The following is a 13,920-nucleotide window of genomic DNA, read 5'->3' as shown; positions in this document are numbered from 1 at the left end:
CATGGCCCTGATTGCTATTGGAGACATTCATGGATGCGTGCGTACGCTGGAGACTTTGCTGGAGCAACTCGCTCCCACCACAGAAGATCAGCTGATTTTTATCGGGGATTATGTGGATCGGGGGCCTGATGCCCGGGGGGTCATTGAACGGCTCCTTCGCTTGCGCGAGGAAATATCGTGTGTGTTTTTGCGTGGAAATCACGAGGCCCTGATGCTCCAATATCTGGACCGGGGAGAGGTGGACTTGTGGTTCATGAATGGAGGGCTAACCACCCTTAACAGTTACCGTGGAAATGGCGTACGCATTCCTGAATCCCATGAGCAATTTATTCGGGAAACGCAGCTGTATTATGATACCCCAGAGTTCTTTTTTGTTCATGGGGGGCTAAAGCCAGATTTGACCATTGCTGAAAACCTGAAGCGTTATGCCCACACCGAGCTTTTTCTTTGGGAGCGGGATCACCTAAATGCTCCGCGTCTGGCTTGGGAAAAAACGGTTGTTTGTGGGCATACGCCGGTTGCCGAGCCTCTCAATCGAGAACGACTTATTGCAATCGATACGGGGTGCGTTTACTCGCATCCCGGGCTGGGACGGCTGACTGCTGTGCGCTTGCCGGAACGCGTATTTCTCTCGATTCCACGCCAGGATTTGGTCTAGCAAAGGTTGCGTCAAAATGCAAACCACAATCCAGCACGTAAAAAGGGGCGGTGCAGGCCAAACTCGCCAAAGAAGAACTGCCGCTTTCCGAAGGCGGAGATTGCTCGAAAGAAAGGCTCTAGAAACAGACCAAAGCGCTGATTTTTTTGGGCGCGTGTTTCATTTGATGTAAACAGTAAGCTGGGTCCTGCCCGCAGGCCAATATCCAGATCGTACGGCAGAGGTGCATTACCCAGCGTTCGGAGCATACCGGTAAGCCGCAGTGCAGCCCCGAAGGCTGCCGAAAGCTGCAGACTTTTTTCACCACCTGCAAACGAAGGCGAGGCGTCTGCATAGCTCATGCCTTCGATGGTATAGATGCTCCTTGGCCCTACATATCCGACCTGCACGCCTAAACCAGGGGCTACAGCCAAACCGAGTTGTAAAAAGCGTCCCTCATCGGGCGGGATAGGCTGGGCCCATACTGTTGAAACCAAAAAAAAGGTTATCAAAAAAACACTGCGATGCATTCTTGCTGCAGAGGGCCAAAGGAACAATTGTTCTTCTGCGTCGATAGGGACCGGCTGGCTTTTACTGGTTTATTTCACGAAAGTTGTGCCATATGCCTCTGCGTTGCGGAATTGTAGGGTTGCCTAATGTGGGCAAGTCTACCCTGTTTAATGCACTTAGTCGCGCGGGTGCAGCAGCAGCAAACTACCCCTTTTGTACGATTGAGCCCAACGTAGGCGTAGTACCAGTACCGGATGCGCGACTGTGGCGACTGGCAGAGCTTGCAGGCTCGGCCAAAGTCACTCCTACAACGATCGAGTTTGTGGATATTGCAGGTTTGGTCGCTGGCGCTTCGAAGGGAGAAGGGTTGGGTAATCAGTTCCTGGCGCATATTCGCGAGGTAGATGCCATTTTACACGTCGTTCGTTGCTTTGAAAACCCCGATGTGGTTCATGTCGCTGGGGCCGTTGATGCTGCGCGCGACATCGAGATCATACAGACCGAACTGCTGCTCAAGGATCTGGAGACTGTAGAGCGCCGCATCGAGCGCACGGCCCGCGCTGCCAAAAGCGGAGATAAAAAGTTGCGTGAAGAGTTGGCTTTTTATGAGCAGCTACGCGAAAAGCTGAGCAGCGGCCAGCCAGCGCGCAGCTTCACGACAACCGGCGCCGAGTCGGCTTGGATGCGCTCGCTGTTTTTGCTAACGGAAAAGCCTGTGCTCTATGTGGCCAACGTAGCCGAGTCTGACTTGCCTGAAGGAGAGGGCAATCCTCATGTCGCCAAGGTACGAGAGATTGCAGCGCAGGAAGGGACTTCGGTCGTGGTCATTTGTGCCGAGTTGGAAGCACAGCTTGCCGAGCTGGACGACAATGAACGCCAGGCGTTTCTCCGTGCATTAGGTTTGGAACAGTCCGGGCTAGAGCGGCTGATTCGGGCAGCCTATGACCTGCTGGGGTTAATCACGTTTTTCACGGTGGGCCCTAAAGAAGCGCGGGCTTGGACCATCCGCCGTGGCACTAAGGCGCCCCAAGCCGCGGGGATGATTCACAGTGATTTTGAACGGGGTTTTATTCGCGCCGAAACGATCGCTTACGAGGACTACGTGCGCTGCGGCTCGGAAGTAGCTGCCCGAGAGGCAGGTTTGCTGCGTTCGGAAGGCCGAGAATACGTGGTGCAAGACGGTGACGTGATGCTGTTTCGATTTAATGTCTAAACCGTGGGTCGTAAAGCCGGCCAAAGGTTAGGCTGATTATGGGTGTTCCAAAAAAGCGCTGCGGGGGTGTGTTGCCTTCTAATAGTTGAACTGGACGAGGAAAATAGTGGAGCATATAGCCGAAGCGTATGCCTTGGGCTGCCCGATGGCTACTGCCAAAATAAGCTCCAAACACCACCATACCTCCAATACCGGTGTGCAAACGGCCTTTGGGCAGCGCTTGAAATACATCATAAATACGCTCGCCTAGCTCAGGCTCATAGCGATTATTCTTGTTGCGATCGTCAAAGTAGGGATAAACCCACCCCAGCGTCGGTCCTGCAGAAAATTGCACGTAAGGACGCAGGTTATCTGCAATCTGCTCACGCCAAAGGCGCCGTTGCACCCCTGCTTGAAAAGGAAGGAGAAGGAGATAGTTTGCCTTGTTTTGAATGTAACTGGCACCCGTAATCGGGTTGTAAAACTTCTGCTCGCGCTCGTCTTTGCCCGCACTTAAACTCAAATCGATCAAAAACTGCACATCTGTAGCTATCGAACGGTGATAATAGCCGCCAAGCCCAAATCCACTGTTGGTCAACAAAATCTGAAAGCCTAAGCCCGTTCCGTATGGGTCTGCGCGACTACTATCGGCAGCTTGCTGAGCCCAGGCTTGCCAAGCCGGAAGGAGCAGCACCATCCACCCTACCCACCCCGCAGGAGCACGCATCGCAAACGGTTTTCAGGTCCTTAAATCAACCCCTTAAAGCTTAAGACAGCATTTCAAATTAGTTTCGTGGGTTAAGCTGGCGCATTTTGTCACGGAAAAATCGGCCCTGAGGTGTAGGTTCAAAATCCCAATTGGCGATGAGTTGCGGGGACCAAACGGGATCAAATACCCATGCCGTCCAAGAAATCCCCTTTTGTTCCATGTAGCGAAGGATTGCTTCACCATACGTCTCATCGCCAATTACTGGAACGTGGGCACCAGGGCCGTCTGCGCTCATGAACCCCAGTTCGGTAACAAACACCGGATACGTGTTTGCCACAAATCCCCAGTCTTGCTCCCATTTTTCTTCCCAAGGGGGCTGGCGTTTTTGAGGATAGGGATGCGCCGTGTAGGCAACCCCGGGAAAGTTAATGGGATGCTCACGAACCGGAGTGAGGTCGTAGGCCCAATCAAAGCCCCCTACCAGGGGGATGACGGTCTGGTCGTGCGCGTAGATGATGTAGATGATTTCTTCTATAATGGCCTTGTACTCTTCCCAAGACATGCGACCTAGCGTACCGTTAAAATGGGTGGGTTCGTTAAAAAGCTCATAGAAAGCCACGATCGGATTATGGCGAAAGTGCTCTGCAATGGTTTTCCAGAAACGGAAAGTCTCCGTTTTGGTGGTGTTATACATCGGGTGCTGAAAGAGCTCTGTGCGCAAGTTACCAATGCTATGCCAGTCAATGATCAAGTAAAGCTGCAGCGCATTAGCCCACGCAACCGCTTGGTCGAGAAGTTTTAGGTACGCCGACGCGCCACGCTCGCGCCAAGCTTGGGGGTGGACCGGAATGCGGACAATGTTGGCATTCCAGTCTTTTTTGATCACTTCAAAAAGCGTTTTATTCCATTTGCCAATGCGCTCCAGTCGGTCAGGATCGGCAATCGATACGCCTCGGAAAACGAGCGTGCGGCCGTTTTCGTCGACAAAACGGTTGCCTTCAACACGCACGAAAGGAAGTGAATACGTGCGAGGCGGGGAGGCTGGTGCGTGCGTGGTGTCGATCACTACGTCATCAACTTTTTGCGGTTGGGCGAATGCCGAGCTCGAAAGCATGACCCAGACCCATAGGAGCAAGTAGCGGGACATAGGAAAAGCGCAGGATGATTCCAATTCGTCCATACAATGGAATAAAGCACTGTGGCGATGTTTGCAAAAGTTTATTTCTTTTCTTAAAAGGGAATTCAAAAAAGTGTCTCCTGTAAGCTTAGGTCTCGGTTTGCGGATGAATTACACAAGCGTATTTTTCTGGAGGTTTTTTAGGGCTGGGGTGCTGCTCCTCGGGTTTGGGGGATGCCAGATGCAATCTCCCAAAGCTACGCTTCCACCGGAGGCCCTACCTGTAGTAGAAACCCGTGCCGATTCCCTAGCGATGCGCATATATCGCGCTTGGGGTGGGCCAGAAGTTTGGGCACGGCTGGCCTATATTCGTTTTGACTTTGCTGTGGTTCATGACGGTATGCGCCAGTTGGTAGCGCGCCACCTTTGGCATCGGCCTAGTGGCCGCTATCGGCTGGAATGGCAAAGGGGGGACTCGCTCTACGTAGCGCTTTTTAATGTGCATACGCGCGAGGGGCAGGTGTACCATCATGGTCAGCCCCTAGCCGCTAAGGTCAGTCAACGGCTGCTGGAAGAAGCTTACCGGCGCTATCGCAACGATAGTTTCTGGCTGTTGGCTCCGGTTCAGCTTTTTGAAGCAGGAGTTTTGCGATTCTATGAAGCCGATTCGAGTACCGCAGCGTATGAAGTGCTACGGATTGAGCTGCAGCAGGCTGAGGGGTTGCCTGCTGCGCGTTACTGGCTGTATGCAGATCGGCAAACGAGCCTGGTGCTTCAATGGGCCTACCCCATGCACGACAATCCGCGGGCGCTGCTAGCCCAGTATCGCTGGACGGATTACCAGCAATGGCAAACGCCCTATGGGATCGTACGTTGGGCTACACAAAAGGCGTTTTTGTATGGGCCTTTGGTGATCCTTACCGATCACGTAACCTTTCCAGGGACGGTTCCTGAAGCTTGGTTTGCCAACCCTCTGCCTATTTTGGGACTTGGAGCCCAGGAGAAATAAATGGACGTGCGGTTGTTATTAGCGCAGCGGTACCTCGTTTCACGACATCAGGTGACACTGATAGCCGTCATCACAGGGATTTCTGTGCTGGGCGTTGCCGTAGGCGTAGCAGCGCTTATTGTGGTGCTTTCGGTGATGAATGGATTTTATCGGGTAGTGCGCGATCTGCTTGTTTCGGTGGATCCACACGTGCGGATTGTTGGCGTAGCGCCAGGAGGTATTCCCGCTTCGGACTCGCTGGAGCAAGCATTGCGGCAGCTGCCCCATGTGCGGCAGGTTACAGCCTATATCGAAGGCAAGGCGCTGTTGCTTTACGAAGGCAGTAGTGAGGCGAACAAAGTGGTGATTGTACGTGGGGTGGAACCTGAGGCCCTCAAGGCATTAACGCATGTTTTCGGCAGTGTTGATTTGCGAGGGCAAAAGGAGGGACGGCCTGGCGTCTTAGTGGGCATGCCTCTGGCCCAACGCCTGGGGCTGTTACCAGGGAGTCCTACCGAGCCGGCCAGCCAGGTCGGGTTGCTTTCGGCGCCAGCACTGGAGCAACTTTTGATGTCCCCGCTTTCGCCACCTCCCTTGATCCGCTTTGAAGTACGAGGACTGTACCAGCTGGCTTCGGGCTATGATGAAAGCTATGTTTTTATCGCTCTGGAAGAGGCGCAACGGCTGTTTCGCATGCCTGGACGCATTGACGGCATTGAGCTGAGGCTGGACCACCTCGATCGCGCCGAGACTATTAAGACCTTACTGCAACAGCAGCTGGATCCTACCCAATACCGTGTGCAAACATGGTACGACCTCCAGCGCGGCTTGTACGAAGTAATGCGTCTAGAAAAATGGGGGGCTTCTCTTATTTTGGCACTCATTGTTGTAGTAGCCGCATTCAGCATTTTGGGCGCGCTCACGATGGTCGTAATTGAAAAGCGGCGGGATATTGGTGTGTTGCAGGCGATGGGACTTTCCCGCAGGCGTGTCCGACAGGTATTCTGGACAGCAGGGTTGCTTATTGGCCTAGCCGGTGCAGGGTTAGGATGCGTACTGGGGGTAGGGCTAGCCCTACTGCAACAACAGTTTCAGCTGGTCCCTTTGGCAGGATCTGAAGCCTTTCTAATCCATGCCTATCCTGTGGCTGTTGAGCCGTTGGATGTGCTGGGCGTTTTGCTGGCGGCCGTCGTGCTCTGCATGCTGGCAGCCATGTATCCCGCAGCTCGAGCAGCAGCCATCGCTCCAGCCCGAGCCGTACACCTGGAAGAATAATCTTTTGTGCCATGCTTGACTGCCTCCCTGCGCTCCCGACCCGACCCCCAAAACCCCGAACTTGCGGCCTGACGCTGATGCTCGACAAAGGGCTTTCGGTGCGACAGGCCGAGGATATCCTAGAGGTGGCCGGGGCCTATATTGACTTGGTTAAATTAGGATGGGGCACTTCCCTGCTTACACCTTCTTTAGAGCAAAAGTTGGCCTGCTATCGCGCAGCAAACGTTCCGGTCTATCTAGGCGGTACGCTCTTTGAAGCCTTCTACCTGCGGGGCTGTTTAGATGCCTACTGCCGGCTTGTAGACCGGCTTGGCCTGCAGTACGTGGAAGTGTCCAATGGCACCATAACCCTTCCGCTTGAAGAGAAGCTTCGGCTTATTCGGCATCTAAGCCTTCACTTCCGGGTGCTTAGCGAGGTAGGCACCAAAGATGCTCGTGCAGCACTTCCGCCCGCTGCCTGGGTGGAGGCTGTGCAGGCCGAGCTGAAAGCCGGAAGCTGGAAGGTGATCTGCGAAGCGCGAGAAAGTGGAACCGTAGGCTTGTACCATCCAACGGGCGAAGTACGCGAGGAATTGGTTGAAGCACTCATTGCTCAGGTGGAACCTTCTTATCTTATTTTTGAGGCACCACAAAAAGCCCAACAGGTATGGTTTGTTCGACGTCTGGGACCTAATGTCAACTTAGGCAATATTGCCCCAGAAGAAGTGCTTCCGCTTGAGACGCTGCGGTACGGATTGCGCGCCGATACGCTACAGGAAATGTATCTCTTGGCGAAAAACGCCCCGAGCGCTGTCGGCAGCGTTACTTAAGCATATTTTGCGAAACCTTTGCCGGTGCGCGGGCTTAGAAGCTACGCTTTATAGGCGCTGTGCCTTGCCTGTGCAAAAAAACAGCGGTTAACTTCGCATTCTTAAAGAAAGACCCAAACGATCATGGCGCGCAGAGATCAACTGACGGGAAAAGGGCCGGTTGCGGGGCATAGCATTTCGCATGCCCACAACAAAAGCAAGCGTCGGTTTCAGGTAAACCTGCAAAAGAAACGCTTCTACATTCCCGAAGAAGGTCGATGGGTTACCCTGCGGGTTTCGACCCAAACGATCAAGACCATCGATAAGAAAGGGATCAAAGCCGTGTTGGATGAAGCCCGCCGCCAAGGGATAAAGCTTTAAATCATCCGGGAGAAGTGCAATGGCCAAGAAGTCGAAAGAAAACCGGGTAAAGATCATTCTGGAGTGCACCGAAGCTCCAGGAACGTCGCGGTATGCGACAACGAAGAACCGGCGCAACACGCCCGAACGGTTAGAGTTGAAAAAGTACAATCCGGTACTTCGCCGGCATACGTTGCATCGGGAGGTGAAGTAAAACTATGGCAAAGGTTAGCAAGAACCAGCGTACGGACCGTGTAAAAGTGCGCCAGCAGGTCAAGGTGGCCAAGATCGTTGTGGCCGAAAAAAAGCCCAATGGGCAAATTCGGTTTCGGGAGCGGATTGTGCCGTTGGAAGAAGTGCCGCAGGCCGTTAAAAATCTCTAAGACGGTCCGTTTAAGTAGTGCCCTGCTCAGGGAGTAGGCTCATTTTGCTTTTTGCCATCGGGGCGTAGCGCAGCCCGGTTAGCGCGTCTGCTTTGGGAGCAGAAGGTCGCCGGTTCGAATCCGGCCGCCCCGACATAGCTTGGCGGCGCCCCGGTAGCTCAACCGGACAGAGCAGCGGCCTTCTAAGCCGCCGGTTGCAGGTTCGAGTCCTGCCCGGGGCACCGAGGAGTGTGTGCTTTTTCAACCCCGCGTTGCTCCTAATCAGCTTTTCTTTTGCGTGCGGCGAGACCGGACCGGTTGGAGGAAGGGTGTAATCAGGTCCAATGGCAGCGGAAACACGATGGTGGTATTGTTTTCCGAGCCTACCTCGAGCAGCGTCTGCAGAAACCGCATCTGCATGGCCATCGGATGGGGTTCTAAGGTAGCTGCAGCCATGGCCAGTTGCTGTGCGGCTTGGTATTCACCTTCTGCATGAATAATCTTCGCCCGCCGTTCACGCTCGCTTTCGGCTTGTTTGGCCATAGCGCGCTTCATGTGTTCTGGAAGATCGACGTGCTTCACTTCTACAAGCGACACTTTAATGCCCCAGGGGTCTGACTGTTTATCTAGCACTTCCTGCAGCCTCCGGTTGATTTTGTCTCGCTCTGCCAAAAGCTCGTCTAGCTCAACCTGTCCCACAATGCTACGTAGCGTCGTCTGGGAGAGCTGTGTTGTGGCATAGCGATAGTCTTCCACCTCCAGCACAGCCTTCATGGGGTCTACCACGCGGAAGTAGACCACCGCATTGACACGCACCGATACGTTGTCACGCGTGATCACGTCTTGCTCAGCAACGTCGTGCACAAACGTGCGCAAGCTCACGCGTACCATGCGATCAATTGGCCAGAAAATAAACAAAATACCTGGCCCCTTTGGCGTGGGTAAGGCCCGCCCTAGCCGAAAGACAACCCCGCGTTGGTACTCATACAGAATCCGAATGCAGCTGATCAGGTAAAGTCCAATGATGCCGATAACGATACCCAGTGAAGAGATCATGGCAGCTCCTTAGGTTTAGTTTACACCTGCGGTTGGGGATCCGAATGCGATTCCAGCGGCTGCACTAGCAAATGCAAGCCCTCGCGACCAATGATGCGAAGCACTTGTCCGGCAGCTACAGGCGTAGCACTGATGGCTTGCCACCACTCACCATGCACAAAAACAAAGCCTCGGTAGCGTTCTCCCTCAGGAGTAAACGCTTCGTGCACCACGACTTGCTGCCCCAGGAGCGCATCGTCGCCCACCGGAGAAGGTTGCCGTCGAACACGCAACGCATTCCCAATCAAAAACAGCGCGATCAGTCCGGTGGCAATACCTACAGGCACAACGAGCGCGGCCGAAAGGCGTGGAAACCCCATAGGGCTTTCGATCAGCATCAGGCCGCCTAATACCAAACACACGACCCCTCCTAGCGTGAGTAGGCCAAAACTCGACACAAAGGCTTCAGCTGCCAGCAACCCCAATCCCAAGAGCAGCAGCCCCAAACCCACATAATTGACCGGCAAAATCGACAGGCCGTAGAAACCTAGCATCAAGAAAATAGCGCCTAGCGTTCCTGGGATGCCCCAGCCCGGTGTGTAAAGCTCAAAAAGCAAGCCGTAAAAGCCCAAAATTAAGAGCAAGAAAGCAATGTTGGGGTTAGACAAAGCGGCCAGTAGGCGCTCGCCCCACCAACGTTCAACCGTATGCACCGAGGCTGCAGCAGTCTGCAGTTTCACCGGCTGGTCGCCTATGGTGAGGCTTCGCCCGTCAAGTTGCTGCAGTAGGGAATCCAGACTGGAAGCCACCAGGTCGATAACCCCTTGGGCGAAAGCTTCGTGCGCTGTAAGCGTCTGGCTTTCAGCAACAGCCCGGGCAGCCCAGTCGGCGTTTCGCCCCCGATACTGGGCTAAGGCACGCGCCCAAGCTATGGCATCATTGAGGATCTTTTCGGACATGGGGTCGCTGACCGTGTCGGAAGGTGCAGCCGATCCTCCGCCCAGTTGCACAGGATGCGCTGCGCCAATATGGGTTCCTGGTGCCATGGCTGCTACATGCGCTGCCAGGGTAATAAAAACACCGGCCGAAGCTGCCCGGGCGCCTGGAGGCGTTACGTACACCACCACGGGTATAGAGCTGCGCAGCAGCAGCTGAACAATATCCCGCGTCGACGCAACCAGTCCCCCTGGGGTGTCCAGTTCAATAATCAAACAAGTGGCCTGCGCTTGCTGGGCTTCCCGCAAGCTGCGTTCAAGCAGCCGAACTGTAGCCGGCGAGATCGGCTCATCGGCCAAAACCACCCGGTAAACGATGGGCGGGCTTTCCGCCAAAAGCGTAAGCCCCAAAAGCAGCCCCCACATGGCACCGATTTTTTGATGAAAATATGAAAATCTGCGCTGACCACGCCAACGACTACCTTCATCTTTCAAGATTTGTCTGAAATAGTTCCCCAAGCCTATATTTCATCCATTCAATGGACAAATGGAGCTTGGACATGATATTCCTATTGGTTTGGCTTTCGGTCTGGGGGACTGCTAGCGAGGTGCAATTTGAAGCTGAGGATGCCGAGCTCCTTGGGAACGTGCATGTGGATTCTACGCTAACAGGATTTTCTGGATGGGGATATGTCACGGGTTTTGAGGCCTCGGGGGATAGTGTACGCTTTTCGTTTGAAGCCTCCCGGGGTGTGTATCGGCTTTGGGTGCGCGTAGCCTTTGCGCCGCGTTTTGTGGCTTACGGGCTGCGTGTGGATAGCGTGCAGCGTACTGGAAGTTTTTTTAAGCGTGGTGCTGGTTTTCAGGAAAGTTCCGCCGGTGAGATCTGGCTGGATCACGGGCAGCACACCTTGGCCCTTTGGGTAAACGGGGCTGCAGTAGACTATATTCGCCTAGAGCCTGTTGCCTATCCACCCCCGACAAAGCCGCCTGCTCGCCTTGCCGACTCGCTGGCTACGGCTTCAGCACAGGCGTTGTTTGCGTTTTTACGGGATGTCTATGGCCGGTACGTTCTATCCGGACAGCAGCAAAACCCGTATCGCTCGGACTTTGACGCGATCGATTATGTTCAGCAGGTGACTGGTAAGCAGCCGGCATTGGTTTCGTTTGATCTCATCGATTACTCTCCTTCGCGTGAGCAGTATGGTGTTGTGCATCACCAAAGGCCAGAAGATTGGATTGCCTGGGCTGGGCAGGACGGGATTGTCTCGCTCATGTGGCACTGGAATGCCCCAACCGACCTCATTCAGGATCCGGCGCGCGACTGTTACTGGTGGTATGGCTTTTACACGCGCTGCACTACGTTCGATGTCGCGGCTGCGCTGGCCGACACCACTTCTGAGCGATATCGACTGTTGCTGCGCGATATCGATGCCATTGCAGTGCAATTGCGAAAGTTTCAAGAAGCTGATGTGCCGGTGCTTTGGCGGCCGCTTCATGAAGCAGCCGGTGGATGGTTCTGGTGGGGTGCAAAAGGCCCGGAGCCGTTTAAGCAGCTCTGGCGACTGCTTTACCACCGGCTCGTGCATCACCATGGTCTGCACCACTTGATCTGGGTCTATACGCACGAGCCTGCAGCCGTCGATTGGTACCCTGGCGATGCGTATGTGGATGTGGTGGGCCGCGACGTGTATGCCAACGATCCGCAAGCGCTCATGCGAGAGGATTGGCGAGAGCTTGAGCAGCTTTTTGGCGGCCGCAAGCTGATAGCGCTAACCGAATCGGGTACGCTACCTGACCCTGAAATCATCACCGACTACGGCATCTGGTGGAGCTGGTTTTCGATCTGGACCGATAACTTTCTTCGAGGAATTGATCCCGAACGCCTGCGACGCGCCTACCATAGCGAACGCGTCCTAACGCGTGAGGAGCTGCCGGAGTGGCGGACCTATGTGCTTGAAGCAAAGCAGCCAGAAGAACCCGCGCTGCCCTTGGCGCTAGAGCTCTTCCCTAACCCAGGGACAAGACAACTAACGGTTGCGGCAACGCTAGCCGTACCGGCACCCGTAGTGGTAGAAATCTGGGATTTGCTAGGGCGCCAGGTGTTCCGCTATGAAGCAGGCCTACAACCGGCTGGCCGTTGGCAGACAACCCTGCCGCTTATGCTAGCTGCCGGTGTGTACCTGGTGCAGCTTCGGGCGGGGGCTAACGCAGCACACCAGCTCTGGATCTGCCAGCCGTAGGGTGCTGTGCAAAAGCTACGCGAAAACGCGAAACACGGTGGGCTAGCGTGACGTTGATTCCCTTCCTTAAGGATCTCTGCGCGCCATCTTTCGTAACATATTCTCGCCAAAGGTGACGTGGCCGAGTGGCTAGGCAGAGGCCTGCAAAGCCTCGTACGGCGGTTCGAATCCGCCCGTCACCTCTTCTTGAACATGGGTCTTTTCTTAGAAAGGGGCTTCTTCCGCTTCTGGTGCCACATCGCTTAGCGCTCCCGTCGGATTGCTTGTAGCTAGGGGCGAAGTATAGTGCGTCGTCAGGTTTTCAAAGCGGGCGTACTGGTCGATAAATGCCAAACGAACGGTACCGGTAGGACCGTTGCGCTGCTTGCCAATAATGATTTCGGCAATACCGTCGGTTGGGTTTCCGTGCTCGTCGACTGTGATTCCGTAGCGTTCAGGACGGTAAATAAAGATAACGACATCGGCGTCTTGTTCGATAGAACCACTTTCGCGCAGGTCTGAAAGCTGCGGTCGTTTGTCGCCGCCGCGCGTTTCCACGGCCCGGTTGAGCTGCGAGAGCGTAATAATAGGAACGTTGAGCTCTTTGGCCAGCGCCTTAAGCGCACGTGAAATCTGGGCAATTTCCTGCTCGCGGTTCGCATTGCGCGACAGGCGGGTTGGCCGCATGAGCTGAAGGTAGTCGATGATAATCAGCCCAATGTCGTGCTCAGCCTTAAGGCGGCGGCTTTTGGCGCGCAGTTCCAGGACGTTTAGGGCGGGCGTGTCGTCGATAAAGATGGGGGCGTCGGAGAGCCGACCGGCTGCTCGGGCCAAGCGGCGCCAATCCTCGTCGCGTAGGCGGCCGGTGCGGGCCGCTTGGGCATCGACGCGGGCTTCAGCAGTCAGCAGGCGCTGCGCAAGTTGTTCCGCCCCCATCTCCAGGGAAAAAATAGCCACCCCTGTGCCGTAGTGCGGGTGCAGTGCTGCGTTGCGGGCGCAGCTTAAGGCAAAAGCGGTTTTCCCCATAGAAGGCCGGGCGGCAATAATGATTAAGTCGCTGCGTTGCCAGCCGCCGGTTAAGCTGTCGAGCCCATGGAAGCCACTAGGCACACCGGTAATGCCCCCCGGTCGCCCATGAATGGCCTCCAGCCGCTCGATGGTTTCTTTAACCACCTCACTCATGGAGCGGGCTGGTTTCCGAAGCTGAGCGTCTGAGAGGCGAAAGATTTCGGCTTCGGCTTGATCGAGGAGTTCAAAAGCATCCGCGCCGGGCTCATAAGCACGGCCAATAAGAAGACTCATGGTTTCGATCATGCGCCGCAGGAGCGCCTTTTCTGCAAGAATGCGGGCATGATATTCGACGTTGGCGGCTGAAGCGACCTTACTGGTCAATTCGCCCAAATAAATCGGACCACCGGCCTGCTCAAGTTCTTCGCAGCGCCGCAATTCTTCGGTCACCGTGATCGCATCAACCGGGCAACCCTGTTCAAACAGTCGGATTACAGCCCGATAAATGCGCTGATGGCGTCCGTCGTAAAAGGCTTCGGGAGTGAGGATTTCGATTGCTCGAGGGATGGCCGAGGGTTCAATCAGCATAGCGCCAAGCACAGCCTGCTCCACCTCGATGGCCTGCGGCGGGACGCGCCCGGCTTGTTGATGCAGCGCATGCACTTGGGCTACGCGACGCACCGGACCGGTTAGCTTCTCTAACGGGTAGGGCGGCGTTTCTTCTGAACCAATGCTTAGCCGAGGACGCTCCTCAAATTCAGCCATTGCACGTAGACCAATAT

General features: G+C 55.0%; 15 protein-coding genes and 3 tRNA genes. 12 read left to right on the top strand and 6 right to left on the bottom strand.

Features of this window, described 5'->3' with window-relative positions; translation table 11 throughout:
- Position 1: 1 nt before the first annotated feature.
- Positions 2 to 658: a metallophosphoesterase family protein gene (locus J8E65_RS02210; protein ID WP_210373747.1), complete on the top strand. Its 657-nt coding sequence runs from the start codon at positions 2 to 4 to the stop codon at positions 656 to 658.
- Between the two features lie 11 nt (positions 659 to 669).
- Here the strand turns inward: J8E65_RS02210 and J8E65_RS02205 are convergent, their stop codons facing one another.
- Positions 670 to 1,167, bottom strand: coding sequence for a hypothetical protein (locus J8E65_RS02205; RefSeq protein WP_210373746.1), 498 nt, complete (start codon positions 1,165 to 1,167; stop codon positions 670 to 672).
- Positions 1,168 to 1,259: 92 nt separating this feature from the next.
- On the opposite strand from J8E65_RS02205, the gene ychF reads away from it, so the two are divergent.
- A complete protein-coding gene (gene ychF / locus J8E65_RS02200) occupies positions 1,260 to 2,360 on the top strand; it encodes a redox-regulated ATPase YchF (protein ID WP_210373745.1) in 1,101 nt (366 codons plus the stop codon).
- On the opposite strand, the gene J8E65_RS02195 is transcribed toward ychF, so the two are convergent.
- Both J8E65_RS02195 and J8E65_RS02190 read right to left on the bottom strand, forming a co-directional pair.
- Positions 2,350 to 3,066, bottom strand: a complete 717-nt coding sequence (locus J8E65_RS02195) for a hypothetical protein (protein WP_210373744.1) — start codon at positions 3,064 to 3,066, stop codon at positions 2,350 to 2,352. The two genes, ychF and J8E65_RS02195, sit on opposite strands and share 11 nt — an antisense overlap.
- Before the next feature lie 58 nt (positions 3,067 to 3,124).
- Complete coding sequence (locus J8E65_RS02190; RefSeq protein WP_210373743.1) at positions 3,125 to 4,195, bottom strand: glycoside hydrolase family 5 protein; 1,071 nt, start codon at positions 4,193 to 4,195, stop codon at positions 3,125 to 3,127.
- Positions 4,196 to 4,406: 211 nt separating this feature from the next.
- Between J8E65_RS02190 and J8E65_RS02185 the strand changes: the two genes are divergently transcribed.
- From J8E65_RS02185 to J8E65_RS02150, 8 genes are all read left to right on the top strand, one after another.
- Entirely contained in the window at positions 4,407 to 5,174 is a 768-nt protein-coding gene (locus J8E65_RS02185) for a hypothetical protein (RefSeq protein WP_237181531.1), read from the top strand.
- Positions 5,175 to 6,428 carry an ABC transporter permease gene (locus J8E65_RS02180; RefSeq protein ID WP_210373741.1) on the top strand — a complete coding sequence of 418 codons (1,254 nt, stop codon included), beginning with the start codon at positions 5,175 to 5,177 and terminating at the stop codon, positions 6,426 to 6,428.
- Positions 6,429 to 6,439: 11 nt separating this feature from the next.
- Positions 6,440 to 7,237: a phosphosulfolactate synthase gene (locus J8E65_RS02175; RefSeq protein WP_210373740.1), complete on the top strand. Its 798-nt coding sequence runs from the start codon at positions 6,440 to 6,442 to the stop codon at positions 7,235 to 7,237.
- Positions 7,238 to 7,360: 123 nt separating this feature from the next.
- Entirely contained in the window at positions 7,361 to 7,597 is a 237-nt protein-coding gene (gene rpmB / locus J8E65_RS02170) for a 50S ribosomal protein L28 (RefSeq protein ID WP_210373739.1), read from the top strand.
- A 19-nt stretch (positions 7,598 to 7,616) separates the two neighbouring features.
- Positions 7,617 to 7,790 carry a 50S ribosomal protein L33 gene (gene rpmG, locus J8E65_RS02165; protein WP_210373738.1) on the top strand — a complete coding sequence of 58 codons (174 nt, stop codon included), beginning with the start codon at positions 7,617 to 7,619 and terminating at the stop codon, positions 7,788 to 7,790.
- A gap of 4 nt (positions 7,791 to 7,794) precedes the next feature.
- On the top strand, positions 7,795 to 7,959 hold the full coding sequence (locus J8E65_RS02160) for a hypothetical protein (RefSeq protein WP_210373737.1): 165 nt from the start codon (positions 7,795 to 7,797) through the stop codon (positions 7,957 to 7,959).
- Between the two features lie 58 nt (positions 7,960 to 8,017).
- Positions 8,018 to 8,092, top strand: a tRNA-Pro gene (locus J8E65_RS02155).
- 14 nt (positions 8,093 to 8,106) lie between these two features.
- Positions 8,107 to 8,180: transfer RNA gene (locus tag J8E65_RS02150), tRNA-Arg, on the top strand.
- Positions 8,181 to 8,220: 40 nt separating this feature from the next.
- Here the strand turns inward: J8E65_RS02150 and J8E65_RS02145 are convergent.
- Both J8E65_RS02145 and J8E65_RS02140 read right to left on the bottom strand, forming a co-directional pair.
- A complete protein-coding gene (locus J8E65_RS02145; RefSeq protein WP_210373736.1) occupies positions 8,221 to 8,994 on the bottom strand; it encodes a slipin family protein in 774 nt (257 codons plus the stop codon).
- A 20-nt stretch (positions 8,995 to 9,014) separates the two neighbouring features.
- Positions 9,015 to 10,334 (bottom strand): NfeD family protein, encoded by a 1,320-nt coding sequence (locus J8E65_RS02140; protein ID WP_210373735.1) that lies wholly within the window; start codon positions 10,332 to 10,334, stop codon positions 9,015 to 9,017.
- Positions 10,335 to 10,468: 134 nt separating this feature from the next.
- On the opposite strand from J8E65_RS02140, the gene J8E65_RS02135 reads away from it, so the two are divergent.
- Together J8E65_RS02135 and J8E65_RS02130 are read left to right on the top strand one after the other, a co-directional pair.
- Positions 10,469 to 12,151 (top strand): glycosyl hydrolase, encoded by a 1,683-nt coding sequence (locus tag J8E65_RS02135; RefSeq protein ID WP_210373734.1) that lies wholly within the window; start codon positions 10,469 to 10,471, stop codon positions 12,149 to 12,151.
- 111 nt (positions 12,152 to 12,262) lie between these two features.
- A tRNA-Cys gene (locus J8E65_RS02130) sits at positions 12,263 to 12,333 on the top strand.
- Positions 12,334 to 12,355: 22 nt separating this feature from the next.
- Here the strand turns inward: J8E65_RS02130 and dnaB are convergent.
- Positions 12,356 to 13,903, bottom strand: coding sequence for a replicative DNA helicase (gene dnaB, locus J8E65_RS02125; RefSeq protein WP_210373733.1), 1,548 nt, complete (start codon positions 13,901 to 13,903; stop codon positions 12,356 to 12,358).
- Between the last annotated feature and the right edge of the window lie 17 nt (positions 13,904 to 13,920).

The organism is Rhodothermus bifroesti, assembly GCF_017908595.1.
GTDB lineage: Bacteria > Bacteroidota > Rhodothermia > Rhodothermales > Rhodothermaceae > Rhodothermus > Rhodothermus bifroesti.
This window is presented reverse-complemented; position numbering and strand designations above follow the sequence as displayed.

What these genes read in the sequence shown, in the direction of transcription:
- J8E65_RS02210 (WP_210373747.1), top strand. Translation starts at nt 2, where the DNA reads ATGGCCCTGATTGCTATTGGAGACATTCATGGATGCGTGCGTACGCTG.
- J8E65_RS02205 (WP_210373746.1), bottom strand. Translation starts at nt 1,167, where the DNA reads ATGCATCGCAGTGTTTTTTTGATAACCTTTTTTTTGGTTTCAACAGTA.
- ychF (WP_210373745.1), top strand. Translation starts at nt 1,260, where the DNA reads ATGCCTCTGCGTTGCGGAATTGTAGGGTTGCCTAATGTGGGCAAGTCT.
- J8E65_RS02195 (WP_210373744.1), bottom strand. Translation starts at nt 3,066, where the DNA reads ATGCGTGCTCCTGCGGGGTGGGTAGGGTGGATGGTGCTGCTCCTTCCG.
- J8E65_RS02190 (WP_210373743.1), bottom strand. Translation starts at nt 4,195, where the DNA reads ATGTCCCGCTACTTGCTCCTATGGGTCTGGGTCATGCTTTCGAGCTCG.
- J8E65_RS02185 (WP_237181531.1), top strand. Translation starts at nt 4,407, where the DNA reads ATGCAATCTCCCAAAGCTACGCTTCCACCGGAGGCCCTACCTGTAGTA.
- J8E65_RS02180 (WP_210373741.1), top strand. Translation starts at nt 5,175, where the DNA reads ATGGACGTGCGGTTGTTATTAGCGCAGCGGTACCTCGTTTCACGACAT.
- J8E65_RS02175 (WP_210373740.1), top strand. Translation starts at nt 6,440, where the DNA reads ATGCTTGACTGCCTCCCTGCGCTCCCGACCCGACCCCCAAAACCCCGA.
- rpmB (WP_210373739.1), top strand. Translation starts at nt 7,361, where the DNA reads ATGGCGCGCAGAGATCAACTGACGGGAAAAGGGCCGGTTGCGGGGCAT.
- rpmG (WP_210373738.1), top strand. Translation starts at nt 7,617, where the DNA reads ATGGCCAAGAAGTCGAAAGAAAACCGGGTAAAGATCATTCTGGAGTGC.
- J8E65_RS02160 (WP_210373737.1), top strand. Translation starts at nt 7,795, where the DNA reads ATGGCAAAGGTTAGCAAGAACCAGCGTACGGACCGTGTAAAAGTGCGC.
- J8E65_RS02145 (WP_210373736.1), bottom strand. Translation starts at nt 8,994, where the DNA reads ATGATCTCTTCACTGGGTATCGTTATCGGCATCATTGGACTTTACCTG.
- J8E65_RS02140 (WP_210373735.1), bottom strand. Translation starts at nt 10,334, where the DNA reads ATGTGGGGGCTGCTTTTGGGGCTTACGCTTTTGGCGGAAAGCCCGCCC.
- J8E65_RS02135 (WP_210373734.1), top strand. Translation starts at nt 10,469, where the DNA reads ATGATATTCCTATTGGTTTGGCTTTCGGTCTGGGGGACTGCTAGCGAG.
- dnaB (WP_210373733.1), bottom strand. Translation starts at nt 13,903, where the DNA reads ATGGCTGAATTTGAGGAGCGTCCTCGGCTAAGCATTGGTTCAGAAGAA.